The organism is Anaerofustis butyriciformans, assembly GCF_036289385.1.
GTDB classification, from domain to species: domain Bacteria; phylum Bacillota; class Clostridia; order Eubacteriales; family Anaerofustaceae; genus Anaerofustis; species Anaerofustis butyriciformans.
In genome coordinates, this window is the sequence record NZ_JAYFFH010000003.1 from 174,256 (window position 1) to 193,378 (window position 19,123).

Sequence of the window (19,123 nt, forward strand, 5' to 3'; positions counted from 1 at the left end):
ATGATATTTTACATCATTCTACATAAACTTTGTCTGTTTTATGATAAAACATTTTGTGTAGCAATTTATAATATTGGAAAAAGTATATTTATGTGGTAAAATATATTCAAAATTAGGAGGTTTGTCATGAGTGGTTTTAATTTAGTTGTTCCGAGTAAAATAATTTTTGGTGAAGGGAAGATTCATACATTAGATAAATACATATTGGAATATGGTGATAAGGTTTTATTGTTATGCGGAAAAGCTTCATTAAAAAACTCAGGGATGTTTGATAAAATAATTGGTAATTTTGAAACAGACAATATAAGTTATGAAATACATACAATAACCGATGAACCGGATGTTGAAACAATAGATAATCTTGCAAATGAATACAGAAATAAACCTGTTGATCTAATCGTAAGTATAGGTGGTGGAAGCGTTATTGATACAGGTAAAGCTTTGAGTGCAATGTTAAAAGAAGAAGGAAGTATTGTAGACTATCTTGAAGGTGTTGGAGATAAAGTCCCAAGTGGGAAAAAAGTTCCTTTTATTGCTGTGCCTACAACAAGCGGTACAGGTAGTGAAGCTACTAAAAATGCTGTTATAAAAGGACAAATCGGGGATGTGAAATTTAAAAAATCAATCAGACACGATAATCTTGTTCCAAACGTAGCTTTGGTTGACCCTGTTTTAACTTTAAATTGTTCTAAAAAGGTAACAATGCAAAGCGGTCTAGATGCTTTTTGTCAGCTTCTTGAAGCATATATTTGTACGAACTCTAATGCTTTTACGGATATGCTTGCTGAAAAAGGTCTTAGAAGAATGAGTGAAAGTTTGTTAAGTGCATATAATAACGGTGAAGATCTTGATGCAAGAAATGATGTATCTTATGCAGCTTTATTATCAGGTATATGTATGGCAAATGCAGGACTTACTACAATACATGGTTTTGCATCTGTAATTGGTGGTTTGTATGATGGCATTCCTCACGGTGCAATATGTGCAAGCTTACTTCATGGAGCGACTGTTGTTAATATTCAAAAGATAAAAGATTTTGAGCCTAACAATCCTTCTGCATATAAATATGCTAAACTTGGAGCTTATTTAATGCGTGCAACATATTCTCCGGATAGACATGAGGTGTTTTTCAGAGCTGTTGTTGACACATTAAAAGAATGGAATGAAAAAATGAATATTCCTAGACTTTCTGATTTTGGAATTGATAAAGATGATTTCTGGAAAATTTTGGATGAAGCTAAACAAAGAAATAATCCGGTTAAATTATCTGATAGCGAAATGGAACAAATTTTAGATATTAGTTATTAGAAAGGAAGATTATTATGGCAAGAGTAACTATTTATACAACCAAAACATGTCCTTACTGTAAAATGGCTAAGGAACTTTTAAAACAAAAAGGTATTGATTTTGAAGAAAGAATGTTAGAGTTCGGAAGTGATGAACTTATAGAACTTGTAAATAAAACACATCATAGAACTGTGCCTCAAATTTTCTTTGGAGAAGAATTTATAGGCGGTTATGATGATTTACAAAAATATTTAACAACAAAAGAATTTATTTAAAAAAGAAGGCAAAAGCCTTCTTTTTAATTGACAGAAAATTGCAATCGTTTTCCTTTTTAAAATTAAATAAATAAAAAGAAAATATGTTTTTATTCTTGCAAATATTATATTTTTTCCTTATTATAGTCATGCTATAAACAGACGTGTTTGAAAGGAGAAAATATATGAGGGTATATTTAGATAATGCGGCGACAACAAGACCTTATAATGAGGTTATAGATATAATTAACGAATATAATACTGAGTATTATGGCAATGCTTCTTCTCTTCACTCTTTTGGTAGAGAAGCAAGAAAAGGAATTGAATGGGCAAGAGAAGAAATTGCAAATTTGATTAATGCATCAGCAAGAGAAATTTTATTTACAAGCGGTGCTACTGAAAGTGATAACTGGGCCATAAGAGGAGCGGCTTATCACAATATAGAAAAAGGAAAACATATAATAACTTCTGCAATTGAGCATCATGCTGTTCTTCATACTTGTAAACAGCTTGAAAAAGAAGGTTTTGAAGTAACTTATCTTCCTGTTGACAGTGAAGGTAACATCAATTTAAGAGATTTAAAAGATGCAATAAGAGAAGATACAACTCTAATAAGCATTATGGCTGCAAACAATGAAATAGGCACAATTGAACCTATTAAGGAAATAGGAGAAATTGCAAGAAAAAAAGGTATACTTTTCCATACAGATGCAGTTCAAGCCATAGGAAAAATGGATATAGATGTTGAAAAAATGAATATTGATATGCTTTCAATGTCTGCTCATAAAATACACGGACCAAAAGGAATAGGATTTTTGTATATAAATAAAAAAGTAAGAATTGATGTTTTTATGCAAGGAGGAGGACAAGAAAGAGCTTTAAGAGCTGGAACTTATAATGCACCTTGCATTGCAGGAATGGGTAAAGCCGTTGAAATAACAAAGGCAAACATGGAAAAAAATATTCCATATATGAAAGAACTTAGAGATTATTTTATAGATGAAATATTAAAAGATGTACCTGATACAATATTAAACGGAAGCAGAGAAAAAAGATTATGTAACAATATTAATTTTACTTTTAAAGGAATTGAAGGGGAAGCATTGTTATATGCTCTTGATTTAAAGGGTATAGCTTGTTCAACAGGATCTGCTTGTACGGCTGATTCTGGAAGTGAATCTCATGTTATAGATGCTTTAGGAGATAATAATAAGTTTGAAATAGGTGCAAGTGTAAGATTCTCTTTAAGTGAATTTAATACAAAAGAAGAAGTAAATTACACAATTGCAGTTTTAAAAGATACAATAAATAAATTAAGAAAATTAAGTCCATTTTATTAGGAGGTAAAGAAAATGTATAATGATAAGGTATTAGATCATTTCCAAAATCCAAGAAATGTAGGAGTAATAGAAGATGCTACTGTAGTAGCAAAAGAAGCAAGCCCATCTTGTGGGGATACAACAGAATTTTATTTAAAAATAGATGAAAATGATGTTATAACAGATATCAAATTTAGAACTTTCGGATGTGCTGCAGCAATAGCAAGTGCAAGTATGTCAACAGAGCTTTTAAAAGGCAAAACAGTAAAAGAAGCAAGAGAAATAACAAATAAGAAAGTTGTTGAAGAACTTGGGGGACTTCCTCCTGCAAAAGTTCATTGTTCTGTTTTAGCAGAAGGTGTTATAAATAAAGCTTTGGATGAATATGAAGAAATGAAAAAGAACAAATAAACTTTATTGTAAATATAATTTATTTATGATATAATTTTAAGAAGAAAAAATATTTTTCGGAGGATAGATATGAAACATATTAAAAAAGTGAACGAAGTTAGAGAAGCAAGCAAAAATAAAGGCTGCGGAGAATGTGCTACATCTTGTCAATCAGCATGCAAGACTTCTTGTACTGTTGGTAACCAACCTTGTGAAAATAAATAAAAAAATAAATAGAATAAAAAAAGCAACCTAAAGGTTGCCTTTTTTTAAGTTAGAGGAAGATATGGGTATATATAAATATAAATTTAAAGATAAATATATTGTTTTAGATGTCAATTCATCTCTTGTTTATGATGTAGATGAAATGACTTATGATGTTTTAGATTATTATAAAGATAAAAATGAAGAAGAAATTGTTGCTATCTTAAAAGATAAATATGATGAAAATGAAATAAAAGAAGTAATAGGTGAATTAAAAGAACTTGAAGAAGAAAACAGACTTTATACACCAGAAAAGAAAGTTAACAGAAAATTATTTGAAAAAGGCATTGTAAAAGCAATGTGTCTTCATGTTTCTCACGATTGTAATTTAGCTTGTCGTTACTGTTTTGCTTCCGGTGGAAATTTCAATATGAAAAAGGAAGTAATGAGCTTTGAAACTGCAAAAAAAGCAATTGATTTTATTATTAACAATTCAGGAAATAAAGTTCATCTTGAAGTTGACTTTTTTGGGGGAGAACCTCTTTTAAACTTTGATGTTGTTAAAAAGACAGTTGAATATGCAAAAGAAGAAGCTAAAAAATACGGTAAGATATTTAGATTTACATTAACAACAAACTGCGTTCTTTTAAATGATGAAATTATAGATTATTTAAATAAAGAAATGTATAATGTTGTTTTATCAATTGACGGAAGAAAAGAAATCAATGACTTTACAAGACCTACTGCAAATGGTAAAGGAAGTTATGATTTAATAATAGAAAATATTAAAAAGGTTGCTAAATCAAGAGATGAACTTGGTCTTGATTATTACATAAGAGGTACTTATACAAAACATAATTTAGATTTCTATAAAGATGTTGAACATTTTTCTGATCTTGGTTTAAAACAACTTTCTGTTGAAAGTGTTGTTGCCGATGAAAAAGAAGATTATGCAATAACAAAAGAAGATTTACCTGAAATTATGGAAAGCTATGATAAACTAACAGATATCTATCTTGAAAGACTTGGAACTGATAAAGAATTTAGATTTTTCCACTTTAATGTAGATTTAGATGGTGGAAAATGTGAATATAAGAGAGTTTCAGGTTGTGGTGCAGGATGTGAATATGTTGCTGTTACTCCTTTTGGAGATATTTATCCTTGTCATCAATTTGTAGGTAACACTGATTTTATAATGGGTAATTTAGATGAAGGAATTACAAACGATAAATTAAGAACTGAATTTTATGATTCAAACAGTGTTCTTGACAAAAAAGAATGTGAAAACTGTTTCTGTAAATATTTCTGTGGCGGAGGTTGTCACGCAAACAGCTACAACTTTAACGGCAGAATAAACGGTATTTATGAAACAGGATGTGACATTTTAAGAAAAAGAATAGAATGTGCTATTTATATTAAATGTAAAGAGAAAGAACTTATTGACTAGGTTATAATAACGTTGTAGAATATAGAAATATTAATATATAGGAGAAGATCATATATGAAAAAAAAGAAAAACGGACTAAAGATGTTTCTTATTTTAGTCATAGTTGCTTTTTGCTATTGTCTATTTATGTTCGGACTTCCTTTAAGTAAAGTAATAGGTATTTATGATATAGAACCTTTAAAAGATACCATAAATTATGGTCTTGACTTAACAGGAGGGGTTAACGTTGTTTTACAAGCCAAAGAAAGTAACGGCAATGAAGTAACAGACGAAACTTTAGATAAGGCAATTGAAACAATCAGAACACGTATAGATTCATTAGGTGTAAAAGAACCTATTATTTCAAAACAAGGAACTGATAAAATCAGAGTGTCAATTCCTGATGTTGAAGATCAAGAAGAAGCACTATCTTTAATTGGTAAAACTGCTAAGTTGGAATTTGTTGATCCTAATGGAAATGTTATTCTTGACGGTTCAAATGTAAAAAGTGCCAAGTATGAAATTCAAAAAAGTGATGGATATGTAGAACAACCTGTTGTTGCTTTAGAATTAGATAATGAAGGCGCAAAAGCTTTTGCAGAAGCTACACAAAATAATATTGGTAATGTAATTTCAATCAAATTAGATGATGAAGTTATTTCTGCGCCAACAGTTCAAAATGCAATTACAGATGGTAAGTGTGTAATAACAGGTATGAAAGATTCTGAGGAAGCTACAGAGCTTGCGACTTTAATAACAGCCGGTTCTCTTCCTGTTGATTTGGAAGCTGTTGAAATAAGAACAGTAGGACCTACGCTTGGTCAAGATTCTTTGACAAAAAGTTTAACTGCCGGAGTTATTGGTGTAGCATTAGTATTTTTATTTATGATAGTAATGTACTTACTTCCTGGTGTTGTTGCTGATATATCTCTTGCAATTTATATTATTGTATATTTGATTTTAATGTCAGGGCTTGGAGTTACTTTAACGCTTCCTGGTATTGCAGGTATTATTCTTTCAATAGGTATGGCTGTTGACAGTAACGTTATTATATTTGAAAGAATGAAAGAAGAATTAAGAGTGGGAAGAAGTGTAAGAGGCGCTATTGATGTAGGTTTTTCAAGAGCCCTTACTTCTATTATAGATGCAAACATTACAACCGTAATAGCCGGATTAGTTTTATTTTTCCTTGGTGCCGGAACAATTAAAGGTTTTGCCCTTACTTTAATGGTTGGGGTTGTTGTAAGTATGTTTACGGCTGTATTTGTAACAAAGAGATTAATGATATTAATTACCGAATCAGGTAAATTTGATGATCTAAAATTTTTCGGAATAAAGAGTGTGGGAGGTAATGAAAATGAATTATAATTATAAAATTAATTTTGCCAAACACGCAAAGAGATTCCTTATTATTGCAATTGTATTAATGTTAGTATCAATATCTTCTTTAATATTTAAAGGTTTGGATTTTGGTATTGACTTTAAAGGTGGTACAATCGTAACAATTGAACTTAATAAAAAATTTACCACTGATGAAATAAAAAATATAACTGATAAATATGATCCTAAAGCGGAGATTACATCTTCCGGAGATAATGCAACTCAAGTTGTAATAAGTACAAGTAAAGATTTAAGTGATTCTGAAAGAAAAGCTTTGTTTAATGATTTTAAAGCTGAGTATAAATTAGATAATAAAGACTTATTATCTATTGATAATGTTTCAGGTACAATCGGTGATGAGCTAAAATCAATGGCAATAAAAGCTTGTATTATTACTGTTATATGTATGCTTATTTACATTACTTTTAGATTTGAGTTTTTACAAGGTTTATGCGCAGTGTTTGCGTTAATATTTGACTTATGTATGGTTGTTGGCGTTTTTTCAATATTTGATATACAGGTAAATTCAACATTTATTGCTGCAATACTTACGATTTTAGGTTATTCAATAAATGATACAATCATAACCTTTGATAGAGTTAGAGAAAATGTAATAAAAGTTGCAAAAGGTGATTTTTATAACTTGACAAATATCAGTATTAATCAGACAATGAGGCGTTCAATCAATACTACACTTACAACACTTCTTGCAGTTACTCCTCTTTTAATATTTGGTACGACATCAATAAGAGAATTTGTATTCCCTATGATGATTGGTTTTATTTCAGGGGTATTTTCTTCAATTTGTGTTGCTGTTCCTATGTGGTATTTGATAAAAGAATATCAAAAGAAGAAAAATCCAAAGAGTGTAAATATGTCTTCTAAAAAAGCAAGTAAACCAATAAATCAAGATTTATTGGATCCTAATTTTAAAGGTTCAAGTGAATATAGTTACAATGCTGATTATGAAAAAGATTTTGTAATGGAAAAAAGCGAAGAAGAACTTTTAAAGGAAAAAGAAGAAAGAAAAGCTAAAAGAAAAGCTAGAAAAGAAAAAAAGAAGAAAAGAAAAAAAGGACAAAGATAAAAGACCACATATGTGGTCTTTTTTTATTTATATTTTAATGCTCTAATGGAATTTAAAATAGCGATTATCGCAACTCCGACATCTGCAAAAATTGCTTCCCACATATTTGCCATTCCCAATGCTCCTAAAATCATTACTCCTATTTTTATTGTTAAAGCTATAACAATATTTTGTTTTACAATTGAAAGTGTGTTTTTTGATATTCTGTAACCTGTAATAATTTTACTAGGTTCATCGGTCATTATAACAATATCGCTGGCTTCAATTGCTGCATCACTTCCAAGTCCGCCCATTGCAATTCCTATATCTGCCATTGTAAGAACCGGAGCATCATTTAAGCCATCTCCTACAAATACAAGTTTCCCTTTTTCGGATTTTGTTTTCATTAGTTCTTTAACTTTATTTACTTTATCAATTGGCAGTAAGTTGGTATAAACATCATCTATTCCTATTTGATTTGCAACATATTCTCCAATTTCTTTCTTGTCTCCAGTAAGCATTACTGTCTTTTTAATGCCTAATTTTTTTAAGGATTTTATGGTTTCTTTTGAGTCCTCTTTTATTTCGTCTAAAAGCAGGATATAACCTAGATATTGTTTTCCTTTACTTACATATAGCACAGTTCCTATACTTTGAGTTTCTTCCAGCTCAATACCATTTTGTTTCATTAAATCGAAGTTACCAACTAAAATTTCATTTCCATCAATAATAGCTTTTATTCCGAAACCTGATAATTCTTCTATGTTTTCTACTCTGCTTGTATCAATATGTTTATTATATGTTTGTTTAACTGATACTGCCAAAGGGTGATTTGAATATGCTTCTGCATAAGCTGTAAGCTCAAGCAATTCTTCCTTTTTAATATCTTTTGCATAAATTTCTTCTACTTTAAAATGCCCTTTTGTAAGGGTTCCTGTTTTATCAAAAACCATAATTTCAGCTTTTGATAATGCTTCTAAATAGTTACTTCCTTTTACCAAAACACCATTACTGCTTGCAGCACCAATTCCTCCAAAAAATCCAAGAGGAATTGAAATAACAAGAGCACAAGGACAGGATATTACAAGAAATATAAGAGCTCTGTATATCCAATCTGCAAATGGTGTAGATGTTATTATTGGGGGTAATAAAGCAAGTACTAAGGCACATGAAACGACTATTGGAGTATAATATTTAGCAAAAACAGAGATGAAATTTTCCGTATGAGATTTCTCACTACTTGCATTTTCTATGAGTTCGAGAATCTTTGTGGCTGTAGATTCTTCAAATTCTTTTGTAACTTTTATTTTAAGTATCCCGTTTAAGTTAATACATCCACTTAAAACTTCATCGTTTTCCTTTACATCTCTTGGTAAAGATTCACCTGTAAGCGCTGAAGTATCAAGGGTTGATTTACCGCTGATTATAATGCCGTCAAGTGGTATTTTTTCTCCCGGTTTTACAATGATTTCGGCTCCAATATCTAAATCATCAGGATCAACTTTTATTAATTCACCGTCTTTTTCTATGTTGGCATAATCAGGGCATATATCCATAAGTTCTCCTATGGATTTTCTAGATTTATTTACTGCATAACTTTGGAACCATTCCCCGACTTGATAGAAAATCATAACGGCAGTGCCTTCTGCATAGTCACTTAAAATTATGGAGCCTATTGATGCAATTGCCATCAAAAAGTTTTCATCAAACACTTTTCCCTTTGATATGTTTTTTATTGCTTTTAAGATAATGTCATACCCGGATAAAATATATGCTAGTAAAAACAGAATAGGTGAAAAATTTGTATTTTTAAATATAAAACCTAAAACAAAAAGCAATAAAGCAAGGATAATTTTGTATAGCTGCTTTTGTTGTTTTTTCATTTTCTTTCTCCTTAATTTTAGCTATAAAATAATAGCTTCATCATCTATATCTTTAATAGCAACTCTTGCTTTTTTTATTATTTCTTCAAAATCTTCCTCATTCGCTTCTAATGTTAATTTTTGAAGCATAAAGTTTATATTTGCACTATCTACTCCATCTATTTTTCTTATAGCTTCTTCCATTTTCATTGCACAATTAGCACAGTCAATATTATCCATTTTAAATTTCTTTTTCATTTCTCTTTCTCCTTATATTTATTCTTCTATGTGATCAATTCCTTGGTTTAATATAGTCATAACATGTTCATCTGCCAAGGAATAAAAAACAGTTTTTCCTTCTTTTCTGTTTTTTATAAGTTTTGCTTGTTTTAAATTTTTTAATTGATGTGATACTGCTGATTGGGTCATGTTTAAAATATTTGCAATATCGCAAACACACATTTCGCTAACAAGAAGAGCATTTAATATCTTAATTCTTGTACTGTCTCCAAAAACTTTAAACAGTTCTGCAAGGTTGTAAAGTTCTTCTTCGTTCGGCATCTTTTCATGCACTTTATCAACAATATCTTTATGAATGTGTTTTAATTCACACATTTCTATTTTTGCTGCTGCCATAGCATCCTCCTTTACATATGAATATATGAATACTTGTTCATATATTTAATTATATATATGAATTAAAAAAAGTCAATAAAAATTTTAAATTTATGCTTGACTTAGAGTTGACTTTAAGTCGTATATTAGAATGTAGAAAGGAGGAGTTAATCTTTGAAAATAAAAGAAGCAGCAATAATAACAGGTATTTCTGAGAATAATTTAAGATATTACGAAAAAATAGGGCTTATTCCTAAAATACAAAAGGACGTATCGGGTGTAAGAGATTATAGTGAAGAAGATATAAGATGGATAAAATTTATATTAAAATTTAAAGAAACAGGGGCAAAACTTGAATATATAAAAGAATATATGCATCTTGCATATTCAAATGAGGACACAAAAGAGAAAAGAAGGAGTATTCTTTTGAATGTAGAAAATGAACTTGAAACACAAATAGAACATTTACAGGATTGTTTAAATATCGTAAGGTATAAAATAAAAAATTACGATGATCTTTGTAACCCTGAAACAGAAAAAATAATGAATGAAATCAAGGATAATTAAGGGAGAAAAGAAATGAAAAAAAGGTATTTAGGAAAAAATAAACTTGAAGTTTCTTCAATTGGTCTTGGTTGCATGGGCTTTACTCAAAGTTATCCTCCATATATTACAGATGGCGAGGCTATTGAAGTAATAAGAAAAGCCGTTGACCTTGGAATAACTTTTTTTGATACAGCAGAAGTTTACGGTCCCTATGAAAATGAAAGTTTACTTGGTAAAGCATTAAAGCCATATAGAGATAAAGTAAAAATTGCAACGAAATTTGGATTTGACATAGAAAATAATCGAGTTGATGAGCTTGGCAGACCTGTTGTGTTATCAAGTAGTCCCGATTCGATAAAAAAATCAGTTGAAGGTTCTCTAAAAAGACTTAATACGGATTACATAGATTTATATTACCAGCATAGAGTAGATCCAAAGATAGAAATCGAAGAAGTGGCATATACTATAAATGAACTTATTAAAGAAGGTAAAATATTGAATTGGGGACTTTCAGAAGCGAGCGTTAACACTATAAAAAGGGCAAATACAGTCTGTCCGGTAACGGCAGTACAAAGTGAGTATTCTATGTGGTATAGAGAACCCGAGAAAGAACTAATCCCAGCTTTAAAATAGCTTGGTATAGGATTTGTTCCATTTTCACCTCTTGGTAAAGCGGTATTAACCGGAAGATTTAATGAAAATACACGCTTTGAAAAAAATGATTTTAGAAGTCAAATACCAAGATTTAATAAAGAGAATTTGACCAAAAATATTATTTTGGTAGATTATGTAAAAAATATTGCCATTAAAAAAGAAGCTACTCCCGCACAGGTTGCACTTGGATGTCTATTATCGAAAGAAGACTTCATTGTTCCAATACCAGGAACAAAAAAAATATCAAGAATTGAAGAAAATATAAAAGGAGTTGATATGATTTTTTCAGATGAAGAGATGAAAGAAATAGAAAACAACTTAAATAAAATAGAAATTATCGGAGCAAGGTATCCAAAAGATCAAGAGGCTCTTATTGATAGATAAATTAATTTTTATAAAAATATTTAATGTGATAAATTTATGAATAATAATAAATATTGATAAATTTTCAAAATATTCTTGACTTTTAAAATTATATGTTTTACTATAAATAAAAATTGAATCAATTATAAACCATATAGATAAGAGTAAGTAGTTAAATAATTTTATTTTACAGAGAGTCGGTGGTTGGTGTAAACCGATAAATAAGTATTTAATGAATGGACTTATCTTGGGCAGTGAACAAATCATTTATGAGAGTATTCGCTGACGGGATCTTCGCCCGTTATAAAGGAAGCATATATGATAGTATATGACAAAGCGGCTTTTTAGCAATTTGGGTGGTACCGCAGGAATTTAGTTATTTGACTCTTGTCCCTTATGTTTGGGATAAGAGTTTTTTTATAAATAAAGAAAAGGAGAAAAACTATGAAAGAACAAATACCTTATAAAATATATCTAAGTGAAGAAGAGATGCCTAAGAAGTGGTATAACGTAAAAGCAGATATGAAAGAACAACATGAACCTTTCTTAAACCCTACAACAGGTGAAGCTATAACAAAAGATGATTTAAGACCAATCTTCTGTGATGAATTAATAGATCAAGAACTTGATACAACCACAAGATTTTTTGATATACCTAAAGAAATACAAGATTTTTATAAAATGTATAGACCTTCTCCATTGGTAAGAGCGTATTTCTTAGAAAAATACTTAGATACTCCAGCTCATATTTATTATAAATATGAAGGAACGAATACATCAGGTTCACATAAATTAAATACAGCTATTGCTCAAACATATTATGCAAAAAAACAAGGTGTAAAAGGTCTTACAACCGAAACGGGAGCAGGTCAATGGGGGACTGCAATGTCAATGGCTTGTGCATATTTTAATCTTCCATTAAAAGTGTTTATGGTAAAAGTTTCTGCTGAGCAAAAACCATATAGAAAGGCTGTTATTCAAACTTACGGAGGAGAAGTTATTCCTTCTCCATCAGACACAACTAAAATAGGAAGAAAAATCTTAGAAGAAAATCCTGGAACAGGTGGAAGTCTTGGATGTGCTATTTCTGAAGCTATTGAAGAAGCTGTTAAAAATGATTATAAATATGTTTTAGGTTCTGTTCTTGACCATGTTGTTTTACATCAAAGTATTATAGGACTTGAAACCAAAAAAGCTTTAGAAAAATATGATATAACTCCTGATATTGTTATAGGTTGTGCCGGAGGCGGTTCAAATCTTGGTGGGCTTATTGGTATTTTTGCCGGAGAAAAAATTCAAGGTAAAAATAATATTCACTTTATCGCTGTTGAGCCACAGTCTTGTCCATCAATGACAAGAGGAAAATATGCTTATGATTTCTGTGATACAGGTAAAACAACACCTCTTGCAAAAATGTATACATTAGGCAGCGGTTTTATTCCATCTCCAAATCATGCGGGAGGACTAAGATATCACGGAATGAGTCCTATTGTTTCAAAACTATATCATGATGGAATACTTGATGAAGCAAGAACTGTTGCTCAAAGTGAAGTATTTAAAGCAGCAACTGAATTTGCCAGAGTTGAAGGAATTCTTCCTGCACCTGAATCTTCACATGCTATTAAGGTTGCAATGGATGAAGCTATAAAATGTAAGGAAACAGGGGAAGCAAAAAATATTGTATTTGGTTTAACAGGTACAGGATACTTTGATATGAGTGCATATATGCAATACAACGAAGGAACAATAATAGATCCTGAAATTACAGATGATATTTTACAAAAGGGTTTTGATACTCTTCCAAAAATTAAATAATTAAAAAAGATAAAAGAAACGTTTTACGTTTCTTTTATCTTAAATTAAGAACAAGTTGACTAGAGTCTATTGTTTCGTCTGTTCTATATTTTATTATCTTATTTAAAGAAATTTTTATTTGGCTTTTATTTCCTTCTTTGTTTTCTGTCGTTATTTCTTTTATTATTTTATTATCTTTATAGTCTGATATTTTTGCTGTTTCTACATCGACATTATCAAATGTTATTATAATTTCTTTTTTATCTTTTGAATAATTAATTATATGTGTAGGTATTGTATTAGTTTGTTCAAAATCAATAATAACTTTAGTATCGCCGATTAAATCATTAATCCATATTTTTTGTATTGATGTATTTTTTGTGTTTTTTCCACCTTTAAAAGTTTCATTTGTTAAATAGTTACTTTTTTCGTTTGTTTCATATTGTTTTACAGGATTTGAGCAGCTGAAAAATATAGGAACAATCAAAATCATTATAAAAAAACTTATATATTTTTTCATTTGTCCTCCTTACAATTTCTATATTTTTATTTTTTGTAAAAAGGATTAAAATATGTTTGGTTTATTTTACAATTCCTTTTGGGTGATATGCTGTTTTTGTTATTACAATACTATTATTTCTTTTATATTCTCTTTCAAAATAGTTATAATATGATCCCGGAGATAAAATTCCATTTAAATTTAAAATATCAATTCCTGTTTGTCCTAAAATAGTGTCTGCAAATTTTACACAATTAGTATAAAAAGTAAAATAATTTTTAAATCTACCTCTTTTAATTTTTCTAAATTTAATGTTTGTTTCCCTTGCTAGTTGGCTTGCATAATCATCAAATTTTTTATTTGAATTTTTGTAAAAATCTTTTGGCGATAGCCATGGATATGAATTCCTGATATGCTCACTGATTTTTTCTTCAACTTTTTTCATTTGTTCATCTGTTAAGTTAAGTCCAAAATCAAATATAGTTTTTTCATGATATTTATTACAAAATTTTATATAGTCTTCTTTTCCTTTTATAAAAAATATTACGCCTTCTCCCATTGAATCAAATAGTCTGTATGTAGCATAATCGTAGTTACCATATGATATGACAAATCCCTTATAGTATATATCCATGTGTCCAAATATACCTGCCCCAGTTTCTTTTACATGAATTAAGACTTCTAAGTTAGGTTTTAAATCTGTTTTTTTATAAATTGAATTGTTTTTGTTTTCTTCACTGTTTAAATAATTTGTGATTTTTGTAAGTGTTTTTTTTAGAATACCTATTGTAAATAAAACAGGAAGTCTTATTGATATTTTCCTAATCATTTTATTTGCATATGATTTTGGTATTTCCTCATCGATAAAATCTGTAAATATAGTTATGCCGTAAAATATCAAATATAAGCCTACTAATTTTGTTATTATAAACGTCTTATAATAAAAATTCATTGTAATAACGAGTATAGATATTACAAAAAAGAATATGGATTTTATTAATAATAATGTTGAATGTGGTGTATGTGTTTTTTTATTTTGGAAATAAGATATTAAATATATTATTCCAAGAACTGTCGAATAAAATAACACAAAGCCCGGGAAAATAAATAAAATAATTTTGGGGCTTATAAAAGCAATGATACCTTGAATTAAAATAACAGTATCAGCAATTAATATTAATATTTTTTTTTCATTTAATTTTTTTATATAAAAAGAATAAAATTTTGATAGAGCTGTATAGATAAGGATTATTCCGGTGATGTAAGGAAACCAATTTAAAAAATTCCTTGTATAAAATAAAATAAATAATCCCAGTAATATTAATGATATAGATGAAATAAGCAGGTTAAATGCTGAAATATTTTTCTTGTAATTCATAATTTTCTCCCTCTTTTTTGTATTATATCATTTTATTTACCGGGATTTTATATTAATTATTAATTTTTTTATATATGCTTTTACTGTTCTTTATTGTTTCAAGAACTTTTATATTTTGTATTTCATCAATATTTTTTACTTTTAAAGGATTTTTATCCAAAATTATAAAGTCGGCATTTTTTCCTTCTTTAATGCTTCCTTTTTCATTTTCTTCAAAATAAGAATATGCGGCATTTATTGTTGCAGCTTTTAATGCTTCTTCTATTGATATTTTTTCTTCTTCACCTAAAATAACTCCATTTTTTGTCTCTCTTTTCAAAGTTATCCATATACTTCTTAATATATTAGGTTCAACAACAGGTGTATCTTCGTGAATTGTGTATATTACATTATTTTTTATAGCAGATTTAATAGGGGAGATATTAAATGCACGTTTTCCTAAATTTTTCAAATGAATATCTCCGAAAAAATATATATGGTCCGCAAAAAAAGATGCTATCATTCCGATTTTAGACATTTCTTTCAACTGGTCTTTTCTTACTGTTTGTGCATGAATCATTACAGGTCTGATATTTGTTTTTTTATTTTTAAATGCACTTATTAATTGATCCGCAGCGCTGTCTCCATTGCAATGGGTAATAATTTGTATATTTTCCTTTATGGCTGTGTCTACAAAATGTTCTACTTCACTGTCTTTATAAATAGGATATCCTCTGTATTCTTTCTCGTTTTCATATGGTTTTGACATCCACGCAGTTTTACCTTGTGGAGAACCGTCTAAAAATAATTTATATCCTCCTATTTTATAGCGGTTATGATATTTTAAATATTCTTTATTTTCATCTATTATTTTTTTACAATTTTTTATGTCTACATAACTTACAACATCAATATCAAGCATATTTTTTTTAGACATTTCTTTTAAAATACTAAATTCTTCATATTTTGTAAGTCCGTCTTGAGCTGTTGTTATACCATATTGTAAATAGATTCTTTCTGCTTTTTTTATTGCTTCCATTAATTTTTCTATTGAAATATTCATGCATTTTTTTGTGTTATCTATAAAAGCACTTTCTTCAAGATATCCGTTTGGAATACCATTTTTTCTTCCTATTTTTCCTCCAATAGGATCTTTTGTATCTTTATTTATATTTAGTATTTCAAGTGCTTTAGTGTTAACAACACCCATATGACCGGAAGAATGAGTAATTAAAATTGGAATTTCTTTACTTACTTTATCAAGAATATCTCTTGTAGGATGTTTTTTTTCTTTTAAGAAGTTATGATCATATCCAAACCCTATTAAGAATTCCCCTTCTTTTATTTTATTCTCTTTTTTATATTTATTTAAAAAGTTAATAATATCATCAAAATTTTTTGCATTTGATAAGTTTGCTATAAGAAGAGATTTTGCTAGTGCTGTAATATGACTGTGGGAATCTATGAAAGAAGGCATTAGGCAATTATCTTCATAGTTTTTTATTTGTGTATTTTCATCCTTTAATTTTAAGATATCTTCTTTTGTTCCTACTTTTTTTATTATTCCGTTTTCTGTGAGAATTGCGTTACAATGTATATTATCTTCCATTGTAATAATATTGTTTGATAAAAATATTGTTTTCATTTCTTTAAATCCTTTCTCTCTGTAATGTTATTATATCTTATTTTTTATAATTTTATAAAAAAAGAGAGAACATTTTGTTCTCTCTAAAATTTTATATAACTACTATGAACATATCCGTAATATGTTTTGTTACCTTTTGTAAAGGTAACTTTATACCATCTTTTTTTATACTTATCATTTTTATATCCGTAAGCTGTAACTTTTGCATTTTTTGTTAATGTTGTACCTTTAGGATTTGAGATGTTAAACCATGATAGTTTTTCCCATCTAACGTTTTATATGCGGCAATTTTATAATAGTATGTATTATTTTTTGATACGTTTATATCTTGGTATGTAGTTTCCTTTACGTTAGTAAGGTATTCATAAGTTTTTGTTTTATCATTATATTTAAAAATTTTATAACCATGTGCACCTAAAGTTTTGTTCCATGTTAAGGTTATCTTATCTGTATCTGTTGTTGTAGCTTTTAGATCTGTAACTTGTCTTGGTAATGTTGTTGCAGAAAATACATTAGATAAGTTGCTATATATTATTGTTCCTTCTTTGTCAGTATAAAAGCTTTTTATCGCATAATGATATGTTGTAGCAGTGGCTCTTGATCTATCTGCAAAAGTTGTTGTATCTCCAGATGTAATTTCTTTTACGGTATCATATTTTTTTGTTATTGTATTATATCGGTATAGAATATAGCCTGTAGCATTATCTATTTTATTCCATTTTAGCCATATTGTATTTTCATTACTTCCATTAAATGATAATTTAGGTGAGGATATTGTTGATACTGCAGGTGGAGATGTTAAACCATGATAGTTTTTCCCATTTAATGTTTTATATGCGGCAACTTTATAATAATATGTATTATTTTTTGATACGTTTGTATCTTGATATTTCGTTGCATTTACGTTAGCAAGGTATTCATAAGTTTTTGTTTTATCATTATATTTAAAAATTTTATAGCCATGTGCACCTAAAGTTTTGTTCCATGTTAAGTTTATTTTGCCTGTAGCTGTTTTTGTAGTATTTAGACCCGTAACTTGTCTTGGTAATGTTGTTGCAGAAAAAATGTTGGATAGATTACTATATATTTTCTTTCCTGATTTTTCTGTATAAAAGCTTTTTATCTTATAATGATATGTTGTAGCAGAAGCTTTTGATCTATCTGCAAAAGTTGTTGTGTCTCCAGATGTAATTTCTTTTATTTCATCATATTTTTTTGTTATTGTATTATATCTATATAGAACATAGCCTGTAGCATTATCTATTTTATTCCATTTTAACCATATTGTATTTTCATTACTTCCATTAAATGATAATGTAGGTGTATTAATTGTAGGTTTTGACTCTTTTGGTGTATACCAAACATTTATATCTACTCTCCCTGAAATACCGTCAACATTTCCGCTGCTTGTATGTTGCCAAAATTCATATTTACCGCTATATGATGTAGAGTTTGTATAATGAGCAAGCCATACTTTATATGTTGAATCTATTGTTGATTTGTTTAAATCATTATTAAGCATGCTGTAATTTGCATATACCATAGGAGTGTATCCTGCATTTTTTACTGTTTTACAAAATTCCATTACAATGTTTGTTGCTGCAGTTTTTGATAAATTTGCATTAGTTAATCTACCATCACTTCCTCCTGCATATTCATAGTCAATTACAACAGGCATATCTATACTATAACCTTTTATTTTATTTAATGTGTAATTAGCCTCTTGTCTTGCTTCCGCAGTTGTTATTGCTTGAGAGAAGAAGTATACTCCTACCTTTATACCATATTTTTTAGCTTCTGTGATGTTTCTTTTAAAAGTTGAATCGTTGTCTATTGTTCCCGCTTTGCCATATCCTCTGTATCCAACTCTAATAAATGCGTATTTGATACCATCGTTTTTTACTTTTTGCCAGTTTATTGTTCCATTCCAATAAGAAACATCAATACCATACGTTACATTATAATCTTTAAATTTACTGTTATGAGTATATGTTTTATTGTCATATGGACTTTTTAAATTAAATCCGCTATTTGCACTTCTTGCCATTGGACCTGTTGAATAAAATTCATCAGGAATATCTCCGTTAGCTCTAAATTGTTGAGGGTCATCATTAGTAATATCTTTTTCTTCTGTTAAGTTGTTTTGAGAAGATGCAGAGTCATTTTGATTTTGTGTTTTTTCGCTATTTTCTGTTTCTTGATTAGATTGTTTTTCAGTTTCTTTATTTGTATCTGAATCTTCTTTTTTTTCATCTTCTTTTGTTGTTGTTTGAACTTCTTGATTTATTGTATTGTTTTCGTCTTCATTTATTACTTCTTGATTTGTTGATGTATTTTGATTTTGTGTTTGAGCCGAAATAGGTACAATAAAAATATTCATTGCAAAAATAATTGCTAAAATAAAAGTTAAAATTTTTTTCATCTTTTTCCCATTCCTTTTAGTTTTTTTCTTTGATAGTATA

Annotated in this window: 18 protein-coding genes, 1 pseudogene and 1 other annotated feature; of the genes and pseudogenes, 11 read left to right on the plus strand and 8 right to left on the minus strand. The window is 28.8% G+C overall.

The window, feature by feature from the left end:
- Positions 1 to 126: 126 nt before the first annotated feature.
- The 8 genes from V2W16_RS06195 (at position 127) to secF (ending at position 7,347) form a co-directional block, all read left to right on the plus strand.
- Positions 127 to 1,308, plus strand: coding sequence for an iron-containing alcohol dehydrogenase (locus V2W16_RS06195; protein WP_329383146.1), 1,182 nt, complete (start codon positions 127 to 129; stop codon positions 1,306 to 1,308).
- A gap of 14 nt (positions 1,309 to 1,322) precedes the next feature.
- On the plus strand, positions 1,323 to 1,562 hold the full coding sequence (locus V2W16_RS06200) for a glutaredoxin domain-containing protein (protein ID WP_138268134.1): 240 nt from the start codon (positions 1,323 to 1,325) through the stop codon (positions 1,560 to 1,562).
- 164 nt (positions 1,563 to 1,726) lie between these two features.
- Positions 1,727 to 2,881 (plus strand): cysteine desulfurase family protein, encoded by a 1,155-nt coding sequence (locus V2W16_RS06205; RefSeq protein ID WP_138268135.1) that lies wholly within the window; start codon positions 1,727 to 1,729, stop codon positions 2,879 to 2,881.
- 12 nt (positions 2,882 to 2,893) lie between these two features.
- A complete protein-coding gene (locus V2W16_RS06210; RefSeq protein WP_138268136.1) occupies positions 2,894 to 3,271 on the plus strand; it encodes an iron-sulfur cluster assembly scaffold protein in 378 nt (125 codons plus the stop codon).
- A gap of 69 nt (positions 3,272 to 3,340) precedes the next feature.
- Positions 3,341 to 3,475: a six-cysteine ranthipeptide SCIFF gene (gene scfA / locus V2W16_RS06215; RefSeq protein WP_138268137.1), complete on the plus strand. Its 135-nt coding sequence runs from the start codon at positions 3,341 to 3,343 to the stop codon at positions 3,473 to 3,475.
- 61 nt (positions 3,476 to 3,536) lie between these two features.
- Positions 3,537 to 4,901 carry a thioether cross-link-forming SCIFF peptide maturase gene (gene scfB, locus V2W16_RS06220; RefSeq protein ID WP_138268138.1) on the plus strand — a complete coding sequence of 455 codons (1,365 nt, stop codon included), beginning with the start codon at positions 3,537 to 3,539 and terminating at the stop codon, positions 4,899 to 4,901.
- A 54-nt stretch (positions 4,902 to 4,955) separates the two neighbouring features.
- Positions 4,956 to 6,248: a protein translocase subunit SecD gene (secD, locus tag V2W16_RS06225; protein ID WP_329383156.1), complete on the plus strand. Its 1,293-nt coding sequence runs from the start codon at positions 4,956 to 4,958 to the stop codon at positions 6,246 to 6,248.
- Positions 6,238 to 7,347 carry a protein translocase subunit SecF gene (gene secF / locus V2W16_RS06230; RefSeq protein WP_329383159.1) on the plus strand — a complete coding sequence of 370 codons (1,110 nt, stop codon included), beginning with the start codon at positions 6,238 to 6,240 and terminating at the stop codon, positions 7,345 to 7,347. Before secD ends, secF begins: the two co-directional genes overlap by 11 nt.
- A 23-nt stretch (positions 7,348 to 7,370) precedes the next feature.
- Here the strand turns inward: secF and V2W16_RS06235 are convergent, their stop codons facing one another.
- From V2W16_RS06235 to V2W16_RS06245, 3 genes are read right to left on the minus strand one after another with little or no spacing between them, the layout of a single operon-like run.
- Positions 7,371 to 9,209 (minus strand): heavy metal translocating P-type ATPase, encoded by a 1,839-nt coding sequence (locus V2W16_RS06235; RefSeq protein WP_329383162.1) that lies wholly within the window; start codon positions 9,207 to 9,209, stop codon positions 7,371 to 7,373.
- 21 nt (positions 9,210 to 9,230) lie between these two features.
- Positions 9,231 to 9,446: a heavy metal-associated domain-containing protein gene (locus V2W16_RS06240; RefSeq protein ID WP_329383166.1), complete on the minus strand. Its 216-nt coding sequence runs from the start codon at positions 9,444 to 9,446 to the stop codon at positions 9,231 to 9,233.
- A gap of 18 nt (positions 9,447 to 9,464) precedes the next feature.
- Positions 9,465 to 9,824, minus strand: a complete 360-nt coding sequence (locus V2W16_RS06245; RefSeq protein WP_329383168.1) for an ArsR/SmtB family transcription factor — start codon at positions 9,822 to 9,824, stop codon at positions 9,465 to 9,467.
- 153 nt (positions 9,825 to 9,977) lie between these two features.
- Between V2W16_RS06245 and V2W16_RS06250 the strand changes: the two genes are divergently transcribed.
- The 3 genes and pseudogenes from V2W16_RS06250 (at position 9,978) to V2W16_RS06260 (ending at position 13,181) form a co-directional block, all read left to right on the plus strand.
- Positions 9,978 to 10,370 carry a MerR family transcriptional regulator gene (locus V2W16_RS06250; protein ID WP_329383170.1) on the plus strand — a complete coding sequence of 131 codons (393 nt, stop codon included), beginning with the start codon at positions 9,978 to 9,980 and terminating at the stop codon, positions 10,368 to 10,370.
- 12 nt (positions 10,371 to 10,382) lie between these two features.
- Positions 10,383 to 11,387: pseudogene (locus V2W16_RS06255) on the plus strand (aldo/keto reductase).
- 124 nt (positions 11,388 to 11,511) lie between these two features.
- Positions 11,512 to 11,764 (plus strand) — a binding site (T-box leader).
- 46 nt (positions 11,765 to 11,810) lie between these two features.
- On the plus strand, positions 11,811 to 13,181 hold the full coding sequence (locus V2W16_RS06260; RefSeq protein ID WP_329383174.1) for a TrpB-like pyridoxal phosphate-dependent enzyme: 1,371 nt from the start codon (positions 11,811 to 11,813) through the stop codon (positions 13,179 to 13,181).
- 34 nt (positions 13,182 to 13,215) lie between these two features.
- On the opposite strand, the gene V2W16_RS06265 is transcribed toward V2W16_RS06260, so the two are convergent.
- From V2W16_RS06265 to V2W16_RS06280, 5 genes are all read right to left on the minus strand, one after another.
- Positions 13,216 to 13,680 carry a hypothetical protein gene (locus V2W16_RS06265; RefSeq protein WP_329383177.1) on the minus strand — a complete coding sequence of 155 codons (465 nt, stop codon included), beginning with the start codon at positions 13,678 to 13,680 and terminating at the stop codon, positions 13,216 to 13,218.
- Positions 13,681 to 13,741: 61 nt separating this feature from the next.
- Positions 13,742 to 15,037: a DUF308 domain-containing protein gene (locus V2W16_RS06270; protein WP_329383180.1), complete on the minus strand. Its 1,296-nt coding sequence runs from the start codon at positions 15,035 to 15,037 to the stop codon at positions 13,742 to 13,744.
- 52 nt (positions 15,038 to 15,089) lie between these two features.
- The gene (locus V2W16_RS06275; protein WP_329383183.1) at positions 15,090 to 16,661 is read right to left on the minus strand and encodes an amidohydrolase; all 1,572 of its coding nucleotides are present in this window, start codon (positions 16,659 to 16,661) and stop codon (positions 15,090 to 15,092) included.
- A gap of 83 nt (positions 16,662 to 16,744) precedes the next feature.
- Positions 16,745 to 16,903: an SH3 domain-containing protein gene (locus V2W16_RS11190; RefSeq protein ID WP_425353953.1), complete on the minus strand. Its 159-nt coding sequence runs from the start codon at positions 16,901 to 16,903 to the stop codon at positions 16,745 to 16,747.
- The gene (locus tag V2W16_RS06280) at positions 16,876 to 19,083 is read right to left on the minus strand and encodes a GH25 family lysozyme (RefSeq protein ID WP_329383186.1); all 2,208 of its coding nucleotides are present in this window, start codon (positions 19,081 to 19,083) and stop codon (positions 16,876 to 16,878) included. Before V2W16_RS06280 ends, V2W16_RS11190 begins: the two co-directional genes overlap by 28 nt.
- Positions 19,084 to 19,123: the final 40 nt, after the last annotated feature.

What these genes read in the sequence shown, in the direction of transcription:
- V2W16_RS06260 (WP_329383174.1), top strand. Translation starts at nt 11,811, where the DNA reads ATGAAAGAACAAATACCTTATAAAATATATCTAAGTGAAGAAGAGATG.
- V2W16_RS06240 (WP_329383166.1), bottom strand. Translation starts at nt 9,446, where the DNA reads ATGAAAAAGAAATTTAAAATGGATAATATTGACTGTGCTAATTGTGCA.
- V2W16_RS06270 (WP_329383180.1), bottom strand. Translation starts at nt 15,037, where the DNA reads ATGAATTACAAGAAAAATATTTCAGCATTTAACCTGCTTATTTCATCT.
- V2W16_RS06245 (WP_329383168.1), bottom strand. Translation starts at nt 9,824, where the DNA reads ATGGCAGCAGCAAAAATAGAAATGTGTGAATTAAAACACATTCATAAA.
- V2W16_RS06205 (WP_138268135.1), top strand. Translation starts at nt 1,727, where the DNA reads ATGAGGGTATATTTAGATAATGCGGCGACAACAAGACCTTATAATGAG.
- secD (WP_329383156.1), top strand. Translation starts at nt 4,956, where the DNA reads ATGAAAAAAAAGAAAAACGGACTAAAGATGTTTCTTATTTTAGTCATA.
- scfB (WP_138268138.1), top strand. Translation starts at nt 3,537, where the DNA reads ATGGGTATATATAAATATAAATTTAAAGATAAATATATTGTTTTAGAT.
- V2W16_RS06275 (WP_329383183.1), bottom strand. Translation starts at nt 16,661, where the DNA reads ATGAAAACAATATTTTTATCAAACAATATTATTACAATGGAAGATAAT.
- scfA (WP_138268137.1), top strand. Translation starts at nt 3,341, where the DNA reads ATGAAACATATTAAAAAAGTGAACGAAGTTAGAGAAGCAAGCAAAAAT.
- secF (WP_329383159.1), top strand. Translation starts at nt 6,238, where the DNA reads ATGAATTATAATTATAAAATTAATTTTGCCAAACACGCAAAGAGATTC.
- V2W16_RS06265 (WP_329383177.1), bottom strand. Translation starts at nt 13,680, where the DNA reads ATGAAAAAATATATAAGTTTTTTTATAATGATTTTGATTGTTCCTATA.
- V2W16_RS06195 (WP_329383146.1), top strand. Translation starts at nt 127, where the DNA reads ATGAGTGGTTTTAATTTAGTTGTTCCGAGTAAAATAATTTTTGGTGAA.
- V2W16_RS06200 (WP_138268134.1), top strand. Translation starts at nt 1,323, where the DNA reads ATGGCAAGAGTAACTATTTATACAACCAAAACATGTCCTTACTGTAAA.
- V2W16_RS06210 (WP_138268136.1), top strand. Translation starts at nt 2,894, where the DNA reads ATGTATAATGATAAGGTATTAGATCATTTCCAAAATCCAAGAAATGTA.
- V2W16_RS06280 (WP_329383186.1), bottom strand. Translation starts at nt 19,083, where the DNA reads ATGAAAAAAATTTTAACTTTTATTTTAGCAATTATTTTTGCAATGAAT.
- V2W16_RS06235 (WP_329383162.1), bottom strand. Translation starts at nt 9,209, where the DNA reads ATGAAAAAACAACAAAAGCAGCTATACAAAATTATCCTTGCTTTATTG.